This window comes from Pseudomonas sp. SYWMCR5, from assembly GCF_057197165.1.
Map to the genome: position 1 here is coordinate 74,356 of NZ_JBXUNH010000003.1, position 19,520 is coordinate 93,875.

The window sequence follows — 19,520 nt, forward strand, 5'->3', positions numbered from 1 at the left end:
CTGGTCTTCTGTGCAAACCCGGATTACTGTATGCGCATACAGTAATCCGGGTTTTCCACCATGAAACCAACCCCAGTCCGTGGTCGCGGCACCGCCACCAACCCCCACAATCGCTTCGCCCCCAGCCATTCGGTGGTCGAGGACGACGGCTGGCACCAGGAAGTCCCCCTCACCCAGGGCACCGAGGTGCGGATCGAAACCGCCAAGACCATAATCGCCCGCAACACCTCGCCCGACCTGCCCTTCGACCGTTCGATCAACCCCTACCGCGGTTGTGAACACGGCTGCATCTACTGCTACGCCCGGCCCAGCCACGCCTATTGGGACCTCTCTCCCGGCCTCGACTTCGAGACCAAGCTCATCGCCAAGACCAATGCTGCCGAGGTGCTCGAACAGCAGTTGAGCAAGCCGGGTTATGTCTGTGCACCGATCAACCTCGGCGCCAACACCGACCCCTACCAGCCCATAGAGCGCGAGCACCAGTTGACCCGTCGCCTGCTCGAGGTGCTGCTGCGCTACCGACACCCGGTGACCATCGTCACCAAGGGCTCGCTGGTGCTACGAGACCTGGACCTCTTGAGCGAACTGGCCAGCCAGCGCCTGGTGCGGGTGATGATCAGCCTGACCACCCTCGACGACGAACTCAAACGCACCCTCGAACCCCGCGCGGCGGCACCCAAGGCGCGCCTGCGGGCGATCCGCGTGTTGCGCGAGGCGGGTGTACCGGTGGGCGTGCTGTGTTCGCCGATGATCCCGATGATCAACGACAGCGAGCTGGAGCACCTGCTTCAGGCCGCCAAGGAAGCTGGCGCGCAGAGCGCCGCCTACATGATGCTGCGCCTGCCGCTGGAGGTGGCGCCGTTGTTCGAACAGTGGTTGCAGGACCACTACCCGCAGCGCGCGGCCCACGTGCTGAGCCTGATTCGTCAGAGCCGGGGCGGTGAGCTGTATGACAGCCGCTTTGGGGCGCGGATGCGCGGTGAAGGTGTGTTCGCCGAGCTGCTGGCGCAGCGTTTTCGCAAAGCTTCGCGGCAGTTGGGGTTCGAAGGGCGGGAGCAGGTGTCGCTCGATTGCAGCGCCTTCTGCCCGCCAGGCGGGCAGATGGCATTGTTCTGAACCGGTGATGGTCTTGTGGGAGCGGGTTTACCCGCGAAGACGCCACCACAGCACAGTGCTCCACTACCCTGTAATCTGACTAATACCTACCAATAATTTCATTGGAGGGTATTGGCGGCTGATGCTTTTTTGCTATTATCAAAACCTCCCCTCGAAAACCTGGAACGCCCGTTCTAGAGCCTCCGAATTCAGTTTCAGTTAAGTTTTCTCCGCTAGCGTAGGAAGTCAGTCCAGCGCGACTGTGATTTATTACCTGTGCGCGTCATCTAATTCTCCGCATAGCCAGAATCTTTCCCCGGTAAAATGGAACTTACCTACAAACCGTCAAGAGGATGAATCATGCCCGTCAAGGACCCATCCAAGCCTGTTCCGGCCGCTCCCGCCGAGAGCGCCGATGCTGCCCTGAAGCACATCGTCGACGGCTTCCTGAAGTTTCACCATGACGTTTTCCCCGAGCAGCAGGAGCTGTTCAAGAAGCTCGCCACCGCGCAGAAACCGCGCGCGATGTTCATCACCTGCGCCGACTCGCGCATCGTGCCCGAACTGATCACCCAGAGCTCGCCGGGCGATCTGTTCGTGACCCGTAACGTCGGCAACGTGGTACCGCCCTACGGACAGATGAACGGCGGTGTTTCCAGCGCCATCGAATACGCCGTGATGGCCTTGGGTGTTCACCACATCATCGTCTGCGGTCACTCCGACTGCGGTGCGATGCGCGCAGTGCTCAACCCGCAATCGCTGACCAAGATGCCGACCGTTTCCGCCTGGCTGCGCCACGCCGAAGTGGCCCGTACCGTGGTCGAGAGCAACTGCTCGTGCGCAACGGAACACGAGAGCATGAAGGTGCTGACCAAGGAAAACGTCATCGCCCAGCTGCACCACCTGCGCACTCATCCTTCGGTCGCCGCGCGCCTGGCGGCCGGACAGCTCTACATCCACGGCTGGGTCTACGATATCGAAACCAGCCGCATCGAGGCCTACGACGCCGCGAGCGACAGCTTCCTGCCCCTGGCTGCTGGCGAGCCAGTGCCGTGCGCAACTCCGAGAGGCCGCTACTAAGCGACCCCAACACCTGAAGAAACCTTGATAGCCGGCTGCGCCCACCAGGCGCGGCAGGGCTTTCTGCTGCCTTGAGTTTCCCTGACCTACTTGCCGGCAATCCTGCTGGCGGCCCGCGCCTGCGCGCGATTCAGGGATCCCCGTGCCGTCGGCCAGTGGAATGGCCGTGAATCAGAAAAGGAGCGTTATGGTGAACATGACACAGATAAAAGCGGCCTTGCCGCGAGAGTTACTGGCTTCGGTCGTGGTGTTCCTGGTGGCCCTGCCGCTGTGCATGGGCATCGCGATCGCCTCGGGCATGCCACCCGCCAAAGGGCTGATCACCGGGATCATCGGTGGCATCGTCGTGGGCTTTCTGGCCGGCTCGCCCCTGCAGGTCAGCGGCCCGGCCGCGGGCCTGGCGGTGCTGGTGTTCGAGTTGGTGCGCCAGCACGGTGTGGCCATGCTCGGACCGATCCTGCTGCTGGCAGGCCTGTTGCAGCTGCTGGCCGGGCGACTGCGTCTGGGCTGCTGGTTTCGCGTCACTGCACCGGCGGTGGTGTACGGCATGCTGGCCGGTATCGGCGTGCTGATCGTGCTGTCGCAGGTGCATGTGATGTTCGACAGCGCGCCACAGCCCTCGGGTGTCGAGAACCTGCTGGGTTTCCCCGCGACCCTGGCCTCGGCACTGCCGTTGGAAACCGCCGGTAATGGCTGGCAGGCCGGCGCCCTGGGCCTGGGCACCATCGCAATGATGTGGAGCTGGGAGCGTTGGCGCCCACAGCGCCTGCGCTTCATCCCCGGTGCCTTGCTGGGCGTGGCGATTATGACCGTGATCAGCATCTGGCTGGCGCTGCCGGTCAATCGCGTGCAGGTGCCTGCGGACCTGTCGGAGGCGATCGACTGGATTCGTCCGGACGACCTGCTCAAACTGGCCGATCCGACCTTGCTGGTGGCCGCCTTCGCCCTGGCCTTCATCGCCAGCGCCGAGACGCTGCTGTCGGCTGCAGCGGTAGACCGCATGCACAGTGGCCAGCGATCGGATTTCGATCGCGAGCTGTCGGCGCAAGGTATCGGCAACATGCTGTGCGGTGTGCTGGGGGCATTGCCGATGACCGGCGTGATCGTGCGCAGTTCGGCCAACGTCCAGGCGGGTGCGCAGACCCGTGCGTCGGCGATTCTGCATGGTCTTTGGTTGCTGGCGTTCGTGGTGGTGCTGAGCAGCGTGCTGCAGCAGATTCCGGTGGCAAGCCTGGCGGGCGTGCTGGTGTACACCGGTCTCAAGCTGGTCGATTTCAAGGCCTTCCGCGGCCTGGGGCGCTATGGCCGGATGCCGATGTTCACCTACGCTGCCACGGCGCTGGCGATCATCTTCACCGACCTGCTGACCGGTGTGTTGCTGGGCTTTGCTCTGACCTTGCTCAAGCTGGCGTTCAAGGCGGCGCGCCTCAAGATCAACCTGGTCGAGCTGCCGCGCCCTGGGCACATGGAGCTGCGCCTGAGCGGTGCTGCCACCTTCCTCAAGGTGCCTGCCCTGACCCAGGTGCTCGAAAGCGTGCCTGCCGGGACGCATCTGCATGTACCGCTGGCGAACCTGAGCTACATCGACCACTCGGTGCTGGAGTTGCTCGAGGACTGGGGGCGCGCGAGCCGCGCCGCCGGCTCACGTCTGTCCATCGAGCAGCGCGGGCTCAAGCGGCGCATCGAGGGCCGCTTGCGACGCAGCGCGCAGGTCTGAGGCGTCGTGTGCCCAAGTCTCAGGCCGACTTGGGCACCAGCTTGCGGCAGCCTTCTTTACGGCTGGGGTACTGCTCGCATTTGCGCAGTACCTGCTGTACCTGGTCGTCGGCCTTGAGTTGACGATTGGCCAGCAGCTTCTCGGTGATGAACAACTCTTCTGATCCCAGGGTCTGTTCGGCCTTGTCGATCATCCCCAGCGCTGCCTGCGGATCGCGGTTGCGCAGGTGATGACCGATGATCAGGTCATAGACCATCGGGCTTGCCAGCGTCCAGTCCTGGATGCCCTGCAGGTCGGCCAGGGCCGCGCGGCCGTTACCCTGCGCCGAATGCACGGCGAAGGCCGCACGCCGGATGCCTGGCTGGGTGCCGACCGGAGACGCCAGCGCACGGCTGACGAAGGCCTCGGCTTCGCGGGTCTTCTTCTGCTCCAGTGCGGCGGTGGCTGCGTAGGCGTCACGGTAAGCCTGCAGCGAACGCTGCACGGTCGCCGAATCGCGCACCTGTGGCCAGCTGCGACGGTTCACCCGCGCCTGGGTCTGTTGCTGGTATTCGCGGTCCAGATACTGGCGTAGCTCTTCGTCTCGCTGGATCGGCGACATATGCGAGCGGGTCAGGTACTGGCCGGTGGCGTTCAATGCCGTGCCCAGGCCTTGGTTGAGCAGGGTCTGCAGCTCCTGGGTGGTGCGGTTGAGGTCGAGCTTTTTCAGCGAATCGGTCATCGCCGTCTGGCGCTCTTGCAGGAAGCTTGCGAGCAAAGGCTTCTGCTTGCCCTGGAAGTCTTCCAGGCGTTGCAGGCTGACGCTCGAGGCCCGCGGCGCGTAGCCAGCGCGGATCATCAGGTCGGCGCCGAGCAGGTCGGCCTGGTCTTCCTGGGTGCGGCCCCAGGCGGTGCTCCAGACGTTGTCCGAGAAGCTGTTGGCCAGCGAGGTGTAGAGCACGGTGTTGCCGATGGCCTTCTGCGTGCCCACGGGGTCCTTGCTGAACAGTGCGCCGGTCTGCTTGTTGCGTCCGGTATCCTTCGCCACGGTTGCGATCACCACTGTGGTGGTGATGTTGGTGAGCAGCTGTTTCTGCTCCTGGAACGCTGCGCGACGATCATGATGGCGCAGCAGCACATGGCTCATCTCGTGGCCGAGCATGGCAGCGATTTCATCCTCGCTCTCGACGTTGTCGAGCATGCCCAGCGGCACGAAAATGTTGCCGTAGGGGTCGGCCGAGGGGCCGAAGGCGTAGCTGTCGACGATGCGTACCTGCAGGTTCGGCGCCTGCCCCGGCCAGCCTTTGGCCAAGCGGGTGACGATACCTTGCAGGTAGCTTTCCAGGGCCGGGATGCGCACCAGGTTCTGCTGGCGGATCTCGTCGGCGGGAATCGCCCGACCGTCAAAGCTCAGGCGCAGTTGCTGGGTTTGCTGTGGGTCGAGCCGATAATACGAACGCACGTCCTTGTGGTCGACGTAACGCCCGTCCAGCCGCGACTGGGTCGAGGGGCCGACCAGGTTCTGCAAGGCGTCGTTGGCGCCGTTGAGTGTGTTGCAGCCGCCGAGCAGTACCAGCGACAGGGCCGCAGCGACGCGCTTGATCTTGCCCGCACTCATTTCTTGCACCCGGCGCCATAGCCGATGGTCGAGTTGTTCTGGTGGTCGTCGGAGTAGCCGCTCTGCAGGGTCTGGCAGGGGAACTTGACGATGTTCAGCGGCGGGTTCACCCGTACCGCCATGGTGTCCATCCAGACGTTACCCTCGGGCAAGCCTACCTGGATGATGTCCAGCTCCTTGTTGTACTGCAGCACCTTGGGGGCTTTTGGCAGGCTGCTGCTGTCGACCTGGTGCAGTGACTTGCCCTGTTCGTCCAGCACCGCCACCGACTTGCGCAGCCAGGCTTCGACCACCGGCTCGGGGGTGGCCATCACGCTCTGGCTGACCAGCAGCGACAGCAGCAATAGGGAGCTCTTGATCATCTCTGGGGTCCTTTGATAGAGAAATTCCGGGTGTCAGGCCCTGCTGGCGAACAGGGCCTGGATCCTTGCGCTGAACAACGTGAGCGACAACAGCAACAGGCCGAGCACGTTGGCCGGCGTGTAGTTGTAGTGCCAAAGCCCGCAACTGAGCAGGACAATGGCCGCGAGTACCAGGGCCCAGGCAGCCAGTGGTCGCAGCCTTGGGCGACGCCGCTGGATGAACAGCGAGTGGGTGAACAATGGGGCGTCCAGGCTGCCCTTGAGCAGGGTGATGCCGCCCAGCAGGAGCAGTTCGAGGATATCCAGTACATCGACGGAGCCTGCGGGAATGCCAAGGTCGGCGAGGCTGGGCGTGGCTCGGTAGTAGTTCATGCCCCAGTTGACCAGGTTGTCCAGTGCCATGGCATGCCAGTAGACGCCGGGGATCTTGCCGTGCAGTGCGGACTGGGTAAGGTCGCCGGTGCCAGCGATCTGCGCACCGACCAGGACCAGCTTCCCGCGCAGCAGCGATTCGAGCAGCTTGCGGTCGTTCGGGTCGGTGACCTCAAGGTCGGTGGGCGACAGCGTCAGGGTGTACGCGCAGGTCGCCCGTGCCTGTTTGCCCAGCTTCCAGAACACCGCCTGCTTCAGTTGCTCGAACAATCCCGGAATATTGCAGGTGCTGGTATCGGCGACCTTTTCCTGCTCGGGTGAGCGGTGCACGCCCCATTGCACGGTCATCGGTGCAAGTTCGGCAACGCTGGCGGGGTCTGCGGGCAGGTCTGTGCATGCCTGGTGGCGGCAATAGTCGCGGTAGAGCCGCAGGGCCGGAGTTTCCAGCGTACCCAAGGGCGTCTTCACGGCGAGCGGGTACTGGTTACCGAAATCGCTCCAGCTCACCAGCGCAGGTGTGCTGACCTCGGCCAGGCGCGGCAGGGTGTTGACCGCGCCTTCGCTTGCCCGCGGCAGGCCGGTATCGGCCACGTACAGCGGGATATCCTGCTGGCGATAGCGCTCGAACACGTTGGCCAGCAGCTGGCTTTCCATGCGCGGGGGCTGCCCGGGGATTTCCCGCGAGTGGTCGTGGCTGTAGAGCAGGTCGACGAACACCGCTGCCGGCTCATAGGCCAGCAGGCGCTTGAACAGCTTGCTCTGCTCGTTGTATGGCAGCGGCCAGTAGGTGTCGTTGCGCAGCAGGTAGTCATCGTCGATCAAGACCACTACCACCTGTTGCTGGCCCTTGTCGGCGTAGGTAGCAGCCAACAGGCGGTTGAGCCAACGTGACGAGGCATCGTCGGTCGAACTTGCGATACCGAAGGGGTCGAGCAATGCGATCAGTACGACTGAAAGGCCGAACAGTGCCTGGCGCAGGGAAAAAAGGGAGAGCTTCAGCATCCATGCCTCAAACAAGGGGTTGAGGCATTTTGCCACTATTGGCAATGGATCCGAAAGCGCTGGCAACCATCAAGGGGCGCATTGCGCCCCGTCAACGATCGAATCGTCGGTCTGCGGCCTGTTACAGCGCCAGTTCCACGCTCAACTGGCGCGACAGGCACGGCCAGCGCTTCCAGGCTGCGCCGGTCTCGGGGCTGCAGAGGGTGTCGCGATACTTTTCCACAGACTCCACTGCAAAGCTCTGGTCATCGAGCATCTCGTCGACCGAGTGATGCACCACTTCATCCAGCTGGTTGGCGAAGGTTTCGCCGATCAACTGGTGGGCGATGAGATTGGCGACGGTGGTGTCTACCGGAATCAGCGGTTGCTGAAAGTGGCGGATATACAGGTCGTTGACTTCCTCGACTAGGCGATGGGCCAAGTAGGCTTCATCGAGCAGGCAGTCGAGCCCGACGTGCCCGTCCATGACCTGCGGAGGTTGCAGGAAGTAGGCTTCGGCGATCTTCAATACCGGTTTGATCTGCGCTTCGATACCGGCTTCGCGAGCGACCGTGTTGGCGGCCTCGAGCAATTCCGGAACCTGGTCGATGTAGGCGCGGACGAAGCGCGTCAAGGTACCCTGGGCGTCCTGCGGGGGCAGTTGGATCGAAGGATGCAGGTGAGGCAGTTGCTGTTCGAGGCGTTGCTTCAGTTGGCCTGTACGGCTCTCATGTTGATGGGCTTGTTCGATCTGCTCGCGTACAGCTGCGATGTTCATGACAACTCCAGGGACAAGGCGTTACAAACGGAAGACACTAAGTTAGCTCGGCTGCGTAGATTGCTAAGACGCATTTGTTATAACAACAGGGCACTTGTTCCGCCGGGTTATATCAATGTGCCACTATTATGCCCCAAGCCCTCTGGAATAATCCTTTCAGCCATTTCAGCCAATGCGTGAAGTTGTTTTCACATCACGCGTTGCGTGCGATTGGTCGCTGTCTATACTCCGCTTGAACGTGATTCGTTGATGAGGCCCGACTGCCGTTTGCAGGGGGCTCGGTCGTCGAAGCCAGGCAGTCTTGACCCCCGTTCCCCCCCTTATGCCGTAGAAAACGTCGTCCACGCCTCCGGGACTACAAGAACGATAAGGGGAACCCGCAATGATGCGACATCCACATGTCTGGATGGGCCTCCTGTTGTGGACGGTGTTCGGTCCGGCGCACGCCGCCTGGACCGTGAACATGTCTCCGGGGGCGACGGAAGTCTCCCACGCCGTGTTCGACCTGCACATGACCATCTTCTGGATCTGCGTGGTCATCGGCATCGTGGTGTTCGGCGCGATGTTCTGGTCGATGGTCATTCATCGTCGCTCCACCGGCCAGCAGCCTGCGCATTTCCACGAGCACACCTGGGTCGAGATCATGTGGACGGTCGTGCCGTTTCTCATCCTCGTCGCCATGGCCATCCCGGCCACCAAGACCCTGATCGACATCTACGACGCCAGCGAGTCGGACATCGATATCCAGGTCACCGGCTACCAGTGGAAATGGCACTACAAATACCTGGGCCAGGACGTCGAATTCTTCAGCAACCTCGCCACCCCTTCCGAGCAGATCCGCAACCAGGCGCCCAAGGACGAGCATTACCTGCTCGAGGTCGATCAGCCGCTGGTGCTGCCGGTCGGGGCCAAGGTGCGTTTCCTGGTGACCGCCGCCGACGTGATCCATTCCTGGTGGGTGCCGGCCTTCGCGGTCAAGCGTGATGCCATCCCCGGTTTCGTCAACGAAGCCTGGACGCGCGTCGAGAAGCCCGGCATCTACCGCGGCCAGTGCACCGAGCTGTGCGGCAAGGACCACGGTTTCATGCCCGTGGTGGTCGAGGTGAAATCCAAGGCCGACTACGACACCTGGCTCGGCGAGCGCAAGGCCGAGGCGGCCCAGCTCAAGGAACTGACCAGCAAGGAGTGGACGCTGCAAGAGCTGGTCGAGCGCGGCGACAAGGTCTACCACACCACCTGCGTGGCCTGTCACCAGGCCGAAGGCCAGGGCCTGCCGCCAATGTTCCCGGCGCTCAAGGGCTCGAAGATCGCCACAGGGCCCAAGGAAGACCACCTGGGCATTGTCTTCCATGGCAAGCCCGGCACGGCGATGGCCGCGTTCGGCAAGCAGCTCTCGGAAGTCGACATCGCCGCAGTGGTCACCTACGAGCGCAACGCCTGGGGCAACAACAAGGGCGACATGGTCACGCCCAAGGACGTACTGGCGCTCAAGCAGGCGCAAAGCAAATGAGCCGGTGCCCGCTTGATATCCCGCAACGTGCAGGAGACAGGACATGAGTGCAGTGATCGACGACCACGCCCACGGCCATGACCATGCGCACGGTCCGGCCAAGGGCCTGATGCGCTGGGTGCTGACCACCAACCACAAGGACATCGGCACGATGTACCTGTGGTTCAGCTTCGCCATGTTCCTGCTTGGCGGCTCATTCGCCATGGTGATCCGCGCCGAGCTGTTCCAGCCGGGCCTGCAGATCGTGGAGCCGGCGTTCTTCAACCAGATGACCACCATGCACGGCCTGATCATGGTGTTCGGCGCGGTGATGCCGGCGTTCGTCGGCCTGGCCAACTGGATGATTCCGCTGATGATCGGCGCGCCGGACATGGCCCTGCCACGGATGAACAACTTCAGCTTCTGGCTGCTGCCGGCGGCCTTCCTGCTGCTGGTCTCGACGCTGTTCAGCCCCGGCGGGGGGCCGAACTTCGGCTGGACCTTCTACGCGCCGCTGTCCACCACCTATGCGCCGGCCAGCGTGACCTTCTTCATCTTCGCCATCCACCTGATGGGCATCAGCTCGATCATGGGCGCGATCAACGTGATCGCCACCATCCTCAACCTGCGCGCCCCGGGCATGACCCTGATGAAGATGCCGCTGTTCGTCTGGACCTGGCTGATCACCGCCTTCCTGCTGATCGCGGTGATGCCGGTGCTGGCCGGCGTGGTGACCATGATGCTGATGGACATCCACTTCGGCACCAGCTTCTTCAGCGCGGCGGGTGGCGGCGACCCGGTGCTGTTCCAGCACGTGTTCTGGTTCTTCGGCCATCCAGAGGTGTACATCATGATCCTGCCGGCCTTCGGCGCGGTCAGCTCGATCATCCCGGCGTTCTCGCGCAAGCCGCTGTTCGGCTACACCTCGATGGTCTACGCCACCGGCGCAATCGCCTTCCTGTCGTTCATCGTCTGGGCGCACCACATGTTCGTGGTCGGCATCCCGGTGGTGGGCGAGCTGTTCTTCATGTACGCGACCATGCTGATCGCCGTGCCCACCGGGGTTAAGGTGTTCAACTGGGTCAGCACCATGTGGCAGGGCGCGATGACCTTCGAGGCGCCGATGCTGTTCGCCATCGCCTTCGTCATCCTGTTCACCATCGGCGGCTTCTCCGGGCTGATGCTGGCCATCGCCCCGGCGGACTTCCAATACCACGACACCTATTTCGTGGTCGCCCACTTCCACTACGTGCTGGTGCCCGGCGCCATCTTCGGCATCTTTGCCTCGGCCTATTACTGGCTGCCGAAATGGACCGGGCACATGTACGACGAAACCCTGGCCAAGCTGCATTTCTGGCTGTCGTTCGTGGGCATGAACCTGGCCTTCTTCCCCATGCATTTCGTCGGGCTGGCCGGTATGCCGCGACGGATTCCGGACTACAACCTGCAGTTCGCCGACTTCAACATGATCTCGTCCATCGGCGCGTTCATGTTCGGCGCCACACAGATCTTCTTCCTGTTCATCGTCATCAAGTGCATCCGCGGCGGCGAACCGGCTCCGGCCAAGCCCTGGGATGGCGCCGACGGGCTGGAGTGGTCGGTGCCCTCGCCTGCGCCCTACCACACCTTCCAGACCCCGCCGGAAGTGAAATAGGAGACCGACGCGATGACCGGCCTGTCGCTCAAACGCCTGGTGCTGCGCCTGTTGATGCTGACGGTGGTGATGTTCGCCTTCGGCTTTGCCCTGGTGCCGATCTACGACGTGATGTGCAAGGCCTTCGGTATCAACGGCAAGACGGGCGGACAGTACGAAGGCAGTCAGATCAGCGACCCTTCGCGCACGGTGCGGGTGCAGTTCATGTCGACCAACGCCAGCGACATGGTCTGGGACTTCTACTCCACCGCTGACCAGCTCGAAGTGAATCCGGGCGCGGTGAACCAGATGGTGTTCGTCGCACACAACCCGACCGACCGGCCGATGAGTGCCCAGGCGATTCCCAGCATCACCCCGGCCGAAGCGGCGGCGTATTTCCACAAGACCGAGTGCTTCTGTTTCACCCAGCAGGTGCTGCAGCCGGGCGAGCGCATCGAGATGCCGGTGCGCTTCATCGTCGACCGCGACCTGCCGGGCAACGTGAAGCACCTGACCCTGGCCTACACCTTGTTCGACATCACTGCGCGTCACCCGCCGGTTGCCCATGCCGCGGTACAGGACGCTCAGGGCGCCCGCTGAGGGAAGGAGAACAGCAATGGCAAGTCATGAGCACTACTACGTTCCGGCGCAGAGCAAGTGGCCGATCATCGCCACTGTCGGGCTGTTCATCACGGTGTTCGGCCTGGGCACCTGGTTCAACGATCTCAAGGCCGGACACCCGGAATCCCACGGGCCGCTGATCTTCTTCGTCGGTGCGCTGTTCCTGGCCTACATGCTGTTTGGCTGGTTCGGTGCGGTGGTCAAGGAGAGCCATGCCGGGCTGTACAGCGCGCAGATGGACCGCTCGTTCCGTTGGGGCATGAGCTGGTTCATCTTTTCGGAAGTGATGTTCTTCATGGCCTTCTTCGGGGCGCTGTTCTATGTGCGGGTGCTGGCCGGTCCCTGGATCGGCGGCGAAGGCGCCAAGGGCGTGACGCACATGCTCTGGCCCAATTTCGAGTTCGTCTGGCCGTTGCTGCACACGCCGGATCCGAAGCTGTTCCCGCCGCCGAAGGACATCATCAACCCCTGGCACCTGCCGCTGATCAACACCATCCTGCTGGTCAGCTCCAGCGTCACCATCACCATCGCCCACCATGCCCTGCGCAAGGGCCATCGCGGCGCGCTGAAACTGTGGCTGGGGCTGACCATCCTGCTGGGGCTGTCGTTCCTGGCGCTGCAGGCCTACGAATACTACGAGGCCTATGTGCACCTGGGCCTGACCCTGGGCTCGGGGATCTACGGCGCGACCTTCTTCATGCTCACCGGTTTTCATGGTGCGCACGTCACGCTCGGCACCTTGATCCTGATCGTGATGTTCGTGCGCGTGCTGCGCGGGCATTTCAACCCGGACAAGCATTTCGGGTTCGAGGCGGCCAGCTGGTATTGGCACTTCGTGGATGTGGTGTGGGTGGGGTTGTTCATCTTTGTGTATGTGCTTTAGCCGCACGGTGGACCCTGTGGGTGGGGTGATTCAGAACGGCGCGTGCGAAACCAATTGCCCACTGATGAAGCCCCAGGCCACCAGGCCGACGGTCAGGACGGCCAGGGTGACGCGCAGGGTCAGGGCCTTGAGCAAGCGGGTGGACTGGTCGTCGTCCTTGACCAGGAACACCAGGCCACTGAACAGGCTGGCGATGGTGGCCAACAGCATCAGGACAATCGCGGCCTTGAGCATGGCGAAACTCCGGGGGGATGCAGTGATGTGGACAAGTATAGCGATCGACAGGGCGAGGCCGCGGTGAGGCCGTTTCGCCCGGGGCTGGTCCCGACCCTGGTGGTGTTCGCACTGCTGCCGGGGCTGATCGCGCTTGGCTGCTGGCAACTGCGTCGGGCCGAGGAAAAGCGCCAACTGCTCGACAGCTACGCCGAGCGGCGCATCGAGGCGCCGGTGACCGTGGCGCAGCTTGTGCAACTGCCCGACCCGGCCTTCTACCGCGTGCGCCTGTTCGGCCAGTTCGACCCCGAGCACAGCCTGTTGCTGGACAACCGCCTGCGCGATGGCCAGGCCGGTGTCGAGCTGCTGCAACCCTTCCACGACCAGGCCAGCGGCCAGTGGTTGCTGGTCAACCGCGGTTGGTTGCCTTGGCCGGACCGCCGCGTGCCGGTGCGTTTCGACACCCCTGCCCAGCCCCTGGCGTTGCAGGCCACGGTCTACGTGCCGCCAGGCAGCACCTTCCAGCTGCACCCCGACCCGCCCGGCGGCCAATGGCCGCACCTGCTGACCGCCCTTGATCCCGCACAGCTCTGGCAGCAGCTGGCGCGTGAAGGCTTCGCCCATGAACTGCGCCTGGAGCCAGGCCCTGCCAGCTATCGGCTGGATTGGCCGGTCGTTGCCATGGGCCCGGAAAAACACCTCGGCTATGCCGTGCAATGGTTTGCCCTGAGCACGGCGCTGGTGCTGCTGTACCTGTATTTCGGCTGGCACAACGACAACAAGGAGAAACGCCATGGCCGCCGCCACGAGTCCACTGGACGTGCCTGAAGGGCGCAAGTCCCGCACCCGCGGGCGCTTGCAGCTGATCCTGATCCTGCTGGTGACCCTCGGCCCGATGATCCTTGCCACCAGCATGTACAAGCTCAAGTTCTGGGTGCCGGAGGGTCGCAGCTACCACGGCGTGATGATCGGCAATGGCCAGAGCCGCGCCGATATCGGCATCCAGGCCCAGGACGAGCGCTGGCAACTGCTGGTCAGCGCGCCCGATGCCTGCGCCGAGGACTGCCGGCAGCTGGTCTACCTCGCCCGGCAGATCCAGGTCGGCCTTGGCCGCGATGCCAGTCGTGCCAGCCATGCGCTGGCAACCGCGACGCCCTTGAGTGGCGACTACCAGGCGCTGCTCGAGCGCGAGTATCCGCAACTGCAGCGCTATGCGCTGGATGCCGACCGCTACCGCACAAAGGTCGTCGAGCCCGGCGCGCAACTGTGGATCGTCGATCCCCACGGCAACCTGGTGCTGCGCTACGACGCCAAGGTCAAGGGCAAGCATGTGCTCGACGACCTGCGCCACCTGCTCAAGCTGTCCAACATCGGCTAGGAGGCCAGCATGGCCAGACCCGGTTACCGACTCGCTGTGTTCGCCACCTTGCTGGCATTGGTCGTCGTGCTGCTCGGCGCCTACACGCGCCTGACCCACGCCGGCCTCGGCTGCCCCGACTGGCCCGGCTGCTATGGCTTCATCGGCGTGCCCAAGACCGACGCGCAACTGGCCCATGCCGAGTTGCACTTCCCCGAGCATCCGGTGGAAGAAGCCAAGGGCTGGGCTGAGATGGTGCATCGCTATTTCGCCGGCACGCTGGCGCTGGTCATCGCCTGGCTGGTGATAGGTGCGGTACGTCGTCATGGCCGCGACGGCGGGCCCTACCGGTTGCCGGTGCTGCTGCTGGCCGTGGTGCTGGCGCAGGCGGCGTTCGGCATGTGGACGGTGACCCTCAAACTCTGGCCGCAGGTGGTCACCGCGCATCTACTTGGAGGCTTCACCACCCTGAGCCTGCTGTTCCTGTTATCCCTGCGTCTATCCCGGGCCTTTGCGCCACCGCCCAAGCTGCCGTTGAGTCTGCGCCGGGTGGCTGCGCTGGCACTGCTGGTGGTGATTGGGCAGATCGCCTTGGGCGGGTGGGTGAGTGCCAACTACGCGGCAGTCGCCTGCATCGACTTGCCGACCTGCCATGGTCAATGGTGGCCTGCGGCAGACTTCAGCAACGGTTTCCATCTCACCCAGCACGTCGGCCCGAACTACCTGGGTGGGCAGCTCGACAGTGATGCGCGTACGGCCATCCATATCAGCCATCGCCTGGGCGCATTGATGGTCGTGGCAGTGCTGCTGATGCTGAGCTGGAAGCTGCACCGCAATGGCCTGTCCGGCCTGGCCCGGCTGGTGCTGGCTGCCTTGGCGCTGCAAGTGGGGTTGGGAATCAGCAACGTGCTGCTGCACCTGCCGCTGGGGGTTGCCGTGGCGCACAACGCCGGGGGCGCCCTGCTGCTGCTGACCATGGTGCTGGTGAACTACCGCATTCGGGTAGTCGACAAGGTGCGTGTCGGCCTGGGCTGGCGCCTGCGGCCGATCACGCCTGGCGGCGTTTCCCATCACTTGAGGAACGACACGTGGCGACGGTTCTGAGCCAAAGACGGCAGCGCGCTGGCTGGCGCGACTACCTGGAACTGACCAAGCCCAAGGTGGTGGTGCTGATGCTGATCACTTCGCTGGTGGGCATGTTCCTCGCCACTCGCGCGGGTGTGCCGTGGACGGTACTGCTGTTCGGCAATCTGGGCATCGCCCTGTGCGCCGGCGGCGCGGCGGTGGTCAACCACGTGCTGGACCGGCGCATCGATGCCTTGATGGCACGTACCTGCAAGCGCCCGGTGGCCAAGGGAAGGGTGGCGCCCTTGCCGGCGCTGGCGTTCGCCCTTGCCCTGGCAAGCGCCGGGATGGCGCTGCTGCTGGCCTTCACCAACCCGCTCACGGCCTGGCTCACGCTTGCCTCCCTGTTGGGCTATGCGGTCGTCTACACCGGCTTTCTCAAGCGCGCCACGCCGCAGAACATCGTGATCGGCGGCCTGGCAGGCGCCGCCCCGCCGTTGCTGGGTTGGGTCGCGGTCAGCGGGCACCTGAGCGCCGAGCCGCTGTTGCTGGTGCTGATCATCTTCGCCTGGACGCCGCCACACTTCTGGGCCCTGGCCATCCACCGCAAGGAGGAATACGCCAAAGCCGAGATACCGATGCTGCCGGTGACCCACGGCGAGCACTACACCAAGCTGCATATCCTGCTCTACAGCCTGGTGCTGCTGGCGGTGAGCCTGCTGCCCTATGCCATCCACATGAGCGGCCCGCTCTACCTGGCCTGCGCCTTGTTGCTGGGGCTGCGCTTTGTCCAGTGGGCCTGGGTGTTGTACCGTGGCACCCGGCCGCACGCGGCGATCGGCACCTTCAAGTACTCTATCGCGTACCTGTTCCTGCTGTTCATCGCCCTGCTCGTTGATCATTACCTGTTGCTGAACCTATGACCCGAACCCAGAAAACCGTCTTCATCCTCGTTGCCCTGGTCGCGCTGATCATGGGCTTGACCGTCAACAAGGTGCTCAATGGCCGCGGCGAGGCCAACCCGGCCGAGCTGATCGACGCCGGCATCATCCTCCTGCCGCAGAGCCGCAGCGTGCCGGATGTGACCATGAACGACCAGAATGGCCAGCCGGTGGCGCTGGATCAGTTGAAGGGCAAATGGTCGTTGCTGTTCTTCGGCTACACCTACTGCCCGGACATCTGTCCGACCACGTTGGCGCAGTTGCGCCAGGTGAAGAGCGAGCTGCCCAAGGAGGCGATCGACCGCTTGCAGGTGGTGCTGGTGAGCGTCGACCCGAACCGCGACACGGCGCAGCAGCTCAAGCAGTACCTGGGCTATTTCGACAAGGATTTCGTGGGGCTGGCAGGTTCCATCGAGGATACCCAGAAGCTGGCCAATGCCCTGAGCATTCCGTTCATCCCGGCGGACACCAGCAAGCCGGGGTACACCGTCGATCACAGTGGCAACCTGGCGGTGGTCGGGCCGGACGGGCGTCAGCGTGGGTTCATTCGTGCGCCGTTCAACAACCAGAAGCTGGTGGCGCAGTTGCCGGGGCTGGTCAAGCGGGATTGATGAACCCCCAAAAGCTTCGCGGGCAAGCCCGCTCCTACGGGAACGCGATTTCCTGTGGGAGCGGCGGTTCGGCGTTCCGACTTGCCCGCGAAGAGCTCAGCGCGATCGTTCGGCTTAGAACGCCGGCACCACAGCCCCTTTGTACTTCTCGTTGATGAACTGCTTCACCTCAGGCGAGTGCAGCGCCTGCACCAGTTTCTTCACCGCGTCCGCGTCCTTGTTGTCCTCACGGGTCACCAGGATGTTCACGTACGGCGAGTCGCTGCCTTCGATGGCCAGGGCGTCCTTCTGAGGGTTGAGCTTGGCTTCGAGTGCGTAGTTGGTGTTGATCAGCGCCGCATCGACCTGGGTCAGCACGCGCGGGATAGTGGCCGCTTCCAGTTCGCGGAATTTCACGCCCTTCGGGTTTTCAGCCACATCCTTCACGGTGGACAGGATGTTGGTGTTGTCCTTGAGCTTGATCACGCCGGCCTTGTCCAGCAGCAGCAGGGCGCGGCCGCCGTTGGTGGCGTCATTGGGGATGACCACGGTGGCGCCGGATGGCAGCTCGTCGAGCTTCTTGATCTTGGCCGAGTACACGCCCAGCGGCTCGATGTGCACGCCGGCAACGCTGACCAGCTTGGTGCCCTTGGCCTTGTTGAACTCATCCAGGTACGGCTGGTGCTGGAAGAAGTTGGCGTCCAGGCGTTTTTCCGCGACCTGCACGTTCGGTTGAACGTAGTCGGTGAACTCCTTGACCTTCAGCTCCACGCCTTCCTTCGCCAGCTGTGGCTTGACGAAGTTGAGGATCTCGGCGTGCGGCACCGGGGTGGCGGCGACGGTCAGGGTTTCGGCGGCATTGGCCGAGAAGGCCGCGACGGCGGCGACGACAGCGAACAGCTTTTTCATCGATCACTCCTTGTGAGGGCCGCGACGGCCCCCGAACGGGACGGCCGGGCCGACCCTGTTAGGCTTACTTACGGGAAAAATGTACGACCAGCTTGTCGCCGACGGTCTGCAGTATCTGCACCAGCACCAGCAGCAACACCACGGTGACGATCATCACGTCGGTCTGGAAACGCTGGTAGCCGAAGCGGATGGCCAGGTCGCCGAGGCCGCCCGCGCCGACCACACCGGCCATTGCGGTGTAGGACACCAGGGTGATGGCGGTGACGGTGATGGCCGCGAAGATGCCCGGACGGGCCTCCGGCAGCAAGGCATTGGTGATGATCTGGCGGGTAGTGGCGCCCATCGACTGGGTGGCTTCGATGATGCCGCGGTCCACCTCGCGCAGCGCGGTCTCGACCAGGCGCGCGAAGAAGGGCGTGGCGCCCACCACCAGCGGCGGAATGGCACCGGCCACGCCCAGCGAGGTGCCGGTGATCAGCACGGTGATCGGAATCATCACGATCAGCAGAATGATGAACGGCAGCGAACGCAGGATGTTGACGATCAGCGACAGCAGCGCGTAGACGCCCTTCTGCTCGAACATCTGCCGCGGCCCGCAGAGGAACAGCAGCACGCCCAGCGGCAGGCCGAGCAGTACCGTGAACAGCAGCGAGCCGAACAGCATGATCAGGGTGTCGCCGGTGGCGAGGGAAATCTCGGACCAGTCGACGTTGGCGAAGAAATTCAGGGCGTCCATCAGCGCAGGACCTCCATGTGTACGTCAGCCGCCTTGAAGCGGTCGAACGCTGCGTCGATGTTGCCGCCGGTGACGGCGAGGGTCAGTTGGCCGTAGGGGACATCCTTGATGCGGTCGATACGGCCGGCCAGGATGCTGTAGTCCACCCCGGTCTCACGGGCCACGGTGCCCAGCAGCGGCGCATAGGTGGCGTCGCCCTGGAACGTCAGGCGCACGATACGGCCCGGCACGTGGGCGAAGTCGTCGCGCTGGTCGCCTTCGTCGACCTGCTCGTCTTCCTGGACGAAGCGCTTGGTGGTCGGGTGTTGCGGGTGCAGGAACACGTCCGCCACCGGCCCCTGCTCGACGATCACCCCGGCGTCCATCACCGCCACGCGGTCGCAGACGCGGCGGATCACATCCATCTCGTGGGTGATCAGCACGATGGTGAGCTTCAGCTCGCGGTTGATCTCGGCCAGCAATTGCAGCACCGAGGCGGTGGTCTGCGGGTCGAGGGCGCTGGTGGCCTCGTCGCACAGCAGGATCTTCGGGTTGGTCGACAGCGCCCGGGCGATGCCCACGCGTTGTTTCTGGCCGCCCGACAGCTGTGCCGGATATTTCTTCGCGTGGTCCGACAATCCGACGCGGGCCAGCAACTGGCTGACGCGCTTGTCGATCTCGCCGCGCGACAGCTCGCCGGCGAGCACCAGTGGCAGGGCGACGTTGTCGGCCACGGTTTTCGAGGCCAGCAGGTTGAAGTGCTGGAAGATCATGCCGACCTGCTGGCGGAAGCGGCGCAGTTGGTTGGCGTCGAAGGCGGTGACGTCCTCGCCATCGACGATGATCTTGCCGCCGGACGGCGCTTCGAGGCGGTTGATCAGGCGCAGCATGGTGCTCTTGCCAGCGCCGGAGTGGCCGATCAGGCCGAACACCTGGCCATTTTCGATGGTCAGGCTGGTCGGATTCAGGGCGGGGATGTCCCTACCGGCGACGCGGTAGGTCTTGTGCACATGTTGGAACTCGATCACGTAGCGAACCTTGTGGGGCGCATGGAAATTGGGGTCAGCGGTGAGCTGGGGTGGCGCATTTTAGCCTTTTCCCATAGTTGTTCTTAGCATTTAT

At 63.7% G+C, this 19,520-nt stretch carries 20 protein-coding genes; 12 read left to right on the top strand and 8 right to left on the bottom strand.

Annotation, left to right across the window (positions count from 1 at the left end; all coding sequences use genetic code 11):
- Window positions 1–60 precede the first annotated feature (60 nt).
- The 3 genes from AC2CGW_RS10750 to AC2CGW_RS10760 all read left to right on the top strand — a co-directional run bounded on the left by AC2CGW_RS10750 (window position 61) and on the right by AC2CGW_RS10760 (window position 3,892).
- Window positions 61–1,116 carry a PA0069 family radical SAM protein gene (locus AC2CGW_RS10750; protein ID WP_186721093.1) on the top strand — a complete coding sequence of 352 codons (1,056 nt, stop codon included), beginning with the start codon at window positions 61–63 and terminating at the stop codon, window positions 1,114–1,116.
- Window positions 1,117–1,455: 339 nt separating this feature from the next.
- Window positions 1,456–2,175, top strand: a complete 720-nt coding sequence (locus AC2CGW_RS10755) for a carbonic anhydrase (RefSeq protein WP_186709833.1) — start codon at window positions 1,456–1,458, stop codon at window positions 2,173–2,175.
- A 187-nt stretch (window positions 2,176–2,362) separates the two neighbouring features.
- Window positions 2,363–3,892: a SulP family inorganic anion transporter gene (locus tag AC2CGW_RS10760; RefSeq protein ID WP_484574032.1), complete on the top strand. Its 1,530-nt coding sequence runs from the start codon at window positions 2,363–2,365 to the stop codon at window positions 3,890–3,892.
- Between the two features lie 19 nt (window positions 3,893–3,911).
- Here the strand turns inward: AC2CGW_RS10760 and AC2CGW_RS10765 are convergent, their stop codons facing one another.
- From AC2CGW_RS10765 to AC2CGW_RS10780, 4 genes are all read right to left on the bottom strand, one after another.
- On the bottom strand, window positions 3,912–5,489 hold the full coding sequence (locus AC2CGW_RS10765; RefSeq protein WP_411383542.1) for a M48 family metallopeptidase: 1,578 nt from the start codon (window positions 5,487–5,489) through the stop codon (window positions 3,912–3,914).
- Window positions 5,486–5,851 carry a hypothetical protein gene (locus tag AC2CGW_RS10770; RefSeq protein WP_186669982.1) on the bottom strand — a complete coding sequence of 122 codons (366 nt, stop codon included), beginning with the start codon at window positions 5,849–5,851 and terminating at the stop codon, window positions 5,486–5,488. Before AC2CGW_RS10770 ends, AC2CGW_RS10765 begins: the two co-directional genes overlap by 4 nt.
- A 33-nt stretch (window positions 5,852–5,884) precedes the next feature.
- Window positions 5,885–7,225 (bottom strand): CHASE2 domain-containing protein, encoded by a 1,341-nt coding sequence (locus AC2CGW_RS10775; protein WP_484574033.1) that lies wholly within the window; start codon window positions 7,223–7,225, stop codon window positions 5,885–5,887.
- A 121-nt stretch (window positions 7,226–7,346) separates the two neighbouring features.
- Window positions 7,347–7,982, bottom strand: a complete 636-nt coding sequence (locus AC2CGW_RS10780) for a hypothetical protein (RefSeq protein WP_186721085.1) — start codon at window positions 7,980–7,982, stop codon at window positions 7,347–7,349.
- Between the two features lie 382 nt (window positions 7,983–8,364).
- Here AC2CGW_RS10780 and coxB point away from each other — a divergent pair, with 382 nt between their 5' ends.
- From coxB to AC2CGW_RS10800, 4 genes are read left to right on the top strand one after another with little or no spacing between them, the layout of a single operon-like run.
- Complete coding sequence (gene coxB / locus AC2CGW_RS10785) at window positions 8,365–9,492, top strand: cytochrome c oxidase subunit II (RefSeq protein ID WP_484574034.1); 1,128 nt, start codon at window positions 8,365–8,367, stop codon at window positions 9,490–9,492.
- Between the two features lie 43 nt (window positions 9,493–9,535).
- Window positions 9,536–11,125 carry a cytochrome c oxidase subunit I gene (ctaD, locus tag AC2CGW_RS10790; RefSeq protein ID WP_186669978.1) on the top strand — a complete coding sequence of 530 codons (1,590 nt, stop codon included), beginning with the start codon at window positions 9,536–9,538 and terminating at the stop codon, window positions 11,123–11,125.
- Window positions 11,126–11,137: 12 nt separating this feature from the next.
- On the top strand, window positions 11,138–11,704 hold the full coding sequence (locus tag AC2CGW_RS10795) for a cytochrome c oxidase assembly protein (RefSeq protein ID WP_186669976.1): 567 nt from the start codon (window positions 11,138–11,140) through the stop codon (window positions 11,702–11,704).
- 16 nt (window positions 11,705–11,720) lie between these two features.
- The gene (locus tag AC2CGW_RS10800) at window positions 11,721–12,608 is read left to right on the top strand and encodes a cytochrome c oxidase subunit 3 (RefSeq protein WP_186669974.1); all 888 of its coding nucleotides are present in this window, start codon (window positions 11,721–11,723) and stop codon (window positions 12,606–12,608) included.
- 30 nt (window positions 12,609–12,638) lie between these two features.
- On the opposite strand, the gene AC2CGW_RS10805 is transcribed toward AC2CGW_RS10800, so the two are convergent.
- Entirely contained in the window at window positions 12,639–12,842 is a 204-nt protein-coding gene (locus AC2CGW_RS10805) for a twin transmembrane helix small protein (protein WP_186709830.1), read from the bottom strand.
- Between the two features lie 63 nt (window positions 12,843–12,905).
- Between AC2CGW_RS10805 and AC2CGW_RS10810 the strand changes: the two genes are divergently transcribed.
- The 5 genes from AC2CGW_RS10810 to AC2CGW_RS10830 are packed head-to-tail and all read left to right on the top strand — an operon-like array spanning window position 12,906 to window position 16,795.
- Window positions 12,906–13,649: an SURF1 family protein gene (locus AC2CGW_RS10810; protein ID WP_186670033.1), complete on the top strand. Its 744-nt coding sequence runs from the start codon at window positions 12,906–12,908 to the stop codon at window positions 13,647–13,649.
- Window positions 13,615–14,199 carry a hypothetical protein gene (locus tag AC2CGW_RS10815; RefSeq protein ID WP_484574035.1) on the top strand — a complete coding sequence of 195 codons (585 nt, stop codon included), beginning with the start codon at window positions 13,615–13,617 and terminating at the stop codon, window positions 14,197–14,199. The genes AC2CGW_RS10810 and AC2CGW_RS10815 overlap by 35 nt, the downstream gene beginning before the upstream one ends.
- Window positions 14,200–14,208: 9 nt before the next feature.
- Entirely contained in the window at window positions 14,209–15,282 is a 1,074-nt protein-coding gene (locus AC2CGW_RS10820; protein ID WP_484574036.1) for a COX15/CtaA family protein, read from the top strand.
- The gene (gene cyoE, locus AC2CGW_RS10825; RefSeq protein WP_484574037.1) at window positions 15,267–16,166 is read left to right on the top strand and encodes a heme o synthase; all 900 of its coding nucleotides are present in this window, start codon (window positions 15,267–15,269) and stop codon (window positions 16,164–16,166) included. Before AC2CGW_RS10820 ends, cyoE begins: the two co-directional genes overlap by 16 nt.
- Window positions 16,163–16,795 carry an SCO family protein gene (locus tag AC2CGW_RS10830; protein WP_186709828.1) on the top strand — a complete coding sequence of 211 codons (633 nt, stop codon included), beginning with the start codon at window positions 16,163–16,165 and terminating at the stop codon, window positions 16,793–16,795. The genes cyoE and AC2CGW_RS10830 overlap by 4 nt, the downstream gene beginning before the upstream one ends.
- Window positions 16,796–16,909: 114 nt before the next feature.
- Here the strand turns inward: AC2CGW_RS10830 and AC2CGW_RS10835 are convergent, their stop codons facing one another.
- The 3 genes from AC2CGW_RS10835 to AC2CGW_RS10845 form a co-directional block, all read right to left on the bottom strand.
- Complete coding sequence (locus AC2CGW_RS10835) at window positions 16,910–17,683, bottom strand: MetQ/NlpA family ABC transporter substrate-binding protein (RefSeq protein ID WP_186669964.1); 774 nt, start codon at window positions 17,681–17,683, stop codon at window positions 16,910–16,912.
- A 64-nt stretch (window positions 17,684–17,747) separates the two neighbouring features.
- On the bottom strand, window positions 17,748–18,419 hold the full coding sequence (locus AC2CGW_RS10840; protein ID WP_186669962.1) for a methionine ABC transporter permease: 672 nt from the start codon (window positions 18,417–18,419) through the stop codon (window positions 17,748–17,750).
- Window positions 18,419–19,426, bottom strand: a complete 1,008-nt coding sequence (locus AC2CGW_RS10845; protein WP_186669960.1) for a methionine ABC transporter ATP-binding protein — start codon at window positions 19,424–19,426, stop codon at window positions 18,419–18,421. Before AC2CGW_RS10845 ends, AC2CGW_RS10840 begins: the two co-directional genes overlap by 1 nt.
- Window positions 19,427–19,520 lie beyond the last annotated feature (94 nt).

Coding starts and splice junctions, on each gene's coding strand:
- AC2CGW_RS10830 (WP_186709828.1), top strand. CDS start 16,163: ATGACCCGAACCCAGAAAACCGTCTTCATCCTCGTTGCCCTGGTCGCG.
- AC2CGW_RS10755 (WP_186709833.1), top strand. CDS start 1,456: ATGCCCGTCAAGGACCCATCCAAGCCTGTTCCGGCCGCTCCCGCCGAG.
- AC2CGW_RS10800 (WP_186669974.1), top strand. CDS start 11,721: ATGGCAAGTCATGAGCACTACTACGTTCCGGCGCAGAGCAAGTGGCCG.
- AC2CGW_RS10770 (WP_186669982.1), bottom strand. CDS start 5,851: ATGATCAAGAGCTCCCTATTGCTGCTGTCGCTGCTGGTCAGCCAGAGC.
- AC2CGW_RS10815 (WP_484574035.1), top strand. CDS start 13,615: ATGGCCGCCGCCACGAGTCCACTGGACGTGCCTGAAGGGCGCAAGTCC.
- AC2CGW_RS10780 (WP_186721085.1), bottom strand. CDS start 7,982: ATGAACATCGCAGCTGTACGCGAGCAGATCGAACAAGCCCATCAACAT.
- AC2CGW_RS10775 (WP_484574033.1), bottom strand. CDS start 7,225: ATGCTGAAGCTCTCCCTTTTTTCCCTGCGCCAGGCACTGTTCGGCCTT.
- ctaD (WP_186669978.1), top strand. CDS start 9,536: ATGAGTGCAGTGATCGACGACCACGCCCACGGCCATGACCATGCGCAC.
- coxB (WP_484574034.1), top strand. CDS start 8,365: ATGATGCGACATCCACATGTCTGGATGGGCCTCCTGTTGTGGACGGTG.
- AC2CGW_RS10835 (WP_186669964.1), bottom strand. CDS start 17,683: ATGAAAAAGCTGTTCGCTGTCGTCGCCGCCGTCGCGGCCTTCTCGGCC.
- AC2CGW_RS10805 (WP_186709830.1), bottom strand. CDS start 12,842: ATGCTCAAGGCCGCGATTGTCCTGATGCTGTTGGCCACCATCGCCAGC.
- AC2CGW_RS10840 (WP_186669962.1), bottom strand. CDS start 18,419: ATGGACGCCCTGAATTTCTTCGCCAACGTCGACTGGTCCGAGATTTCC.
- AC2CGW_RS10765 (WP_411383542.1), bottom strand. CDS start 5,489: ATGAGTGCGGGCAAGATCAAGCGCGTCGCTGCGGCCCTGTCGCTGGTA.
- AC2CGW_RS10760 (WP_484574032.1), top strand. CDS start 2,363: ATGGTGAACATGACACAGATAAAAGCGGCCTTGCCGCGAGAGTTACTG.
- AC2CGW_RS10820 (WP_484574036.1), top strand. CDS start 14,209: ATGGCCAGACCCGGTTACCGACTCGCTGTGTTCGCCACCTTGCTGGCA.
- AC2CGW_RS10750 (WP_186721093.1), top strand. CDS start 61: ATGAAACCAACCCCAGTCCGTGGTCGCGGCACCGCCACCAACCCCCAC.
- AC2CGW_RS10795 (WP_186669976.1), top strand. CDS start 11,138: ATGACCGGCCTGTCGCTCAAACGCCTGGTGCTGCGCCTGTTGATGCTG.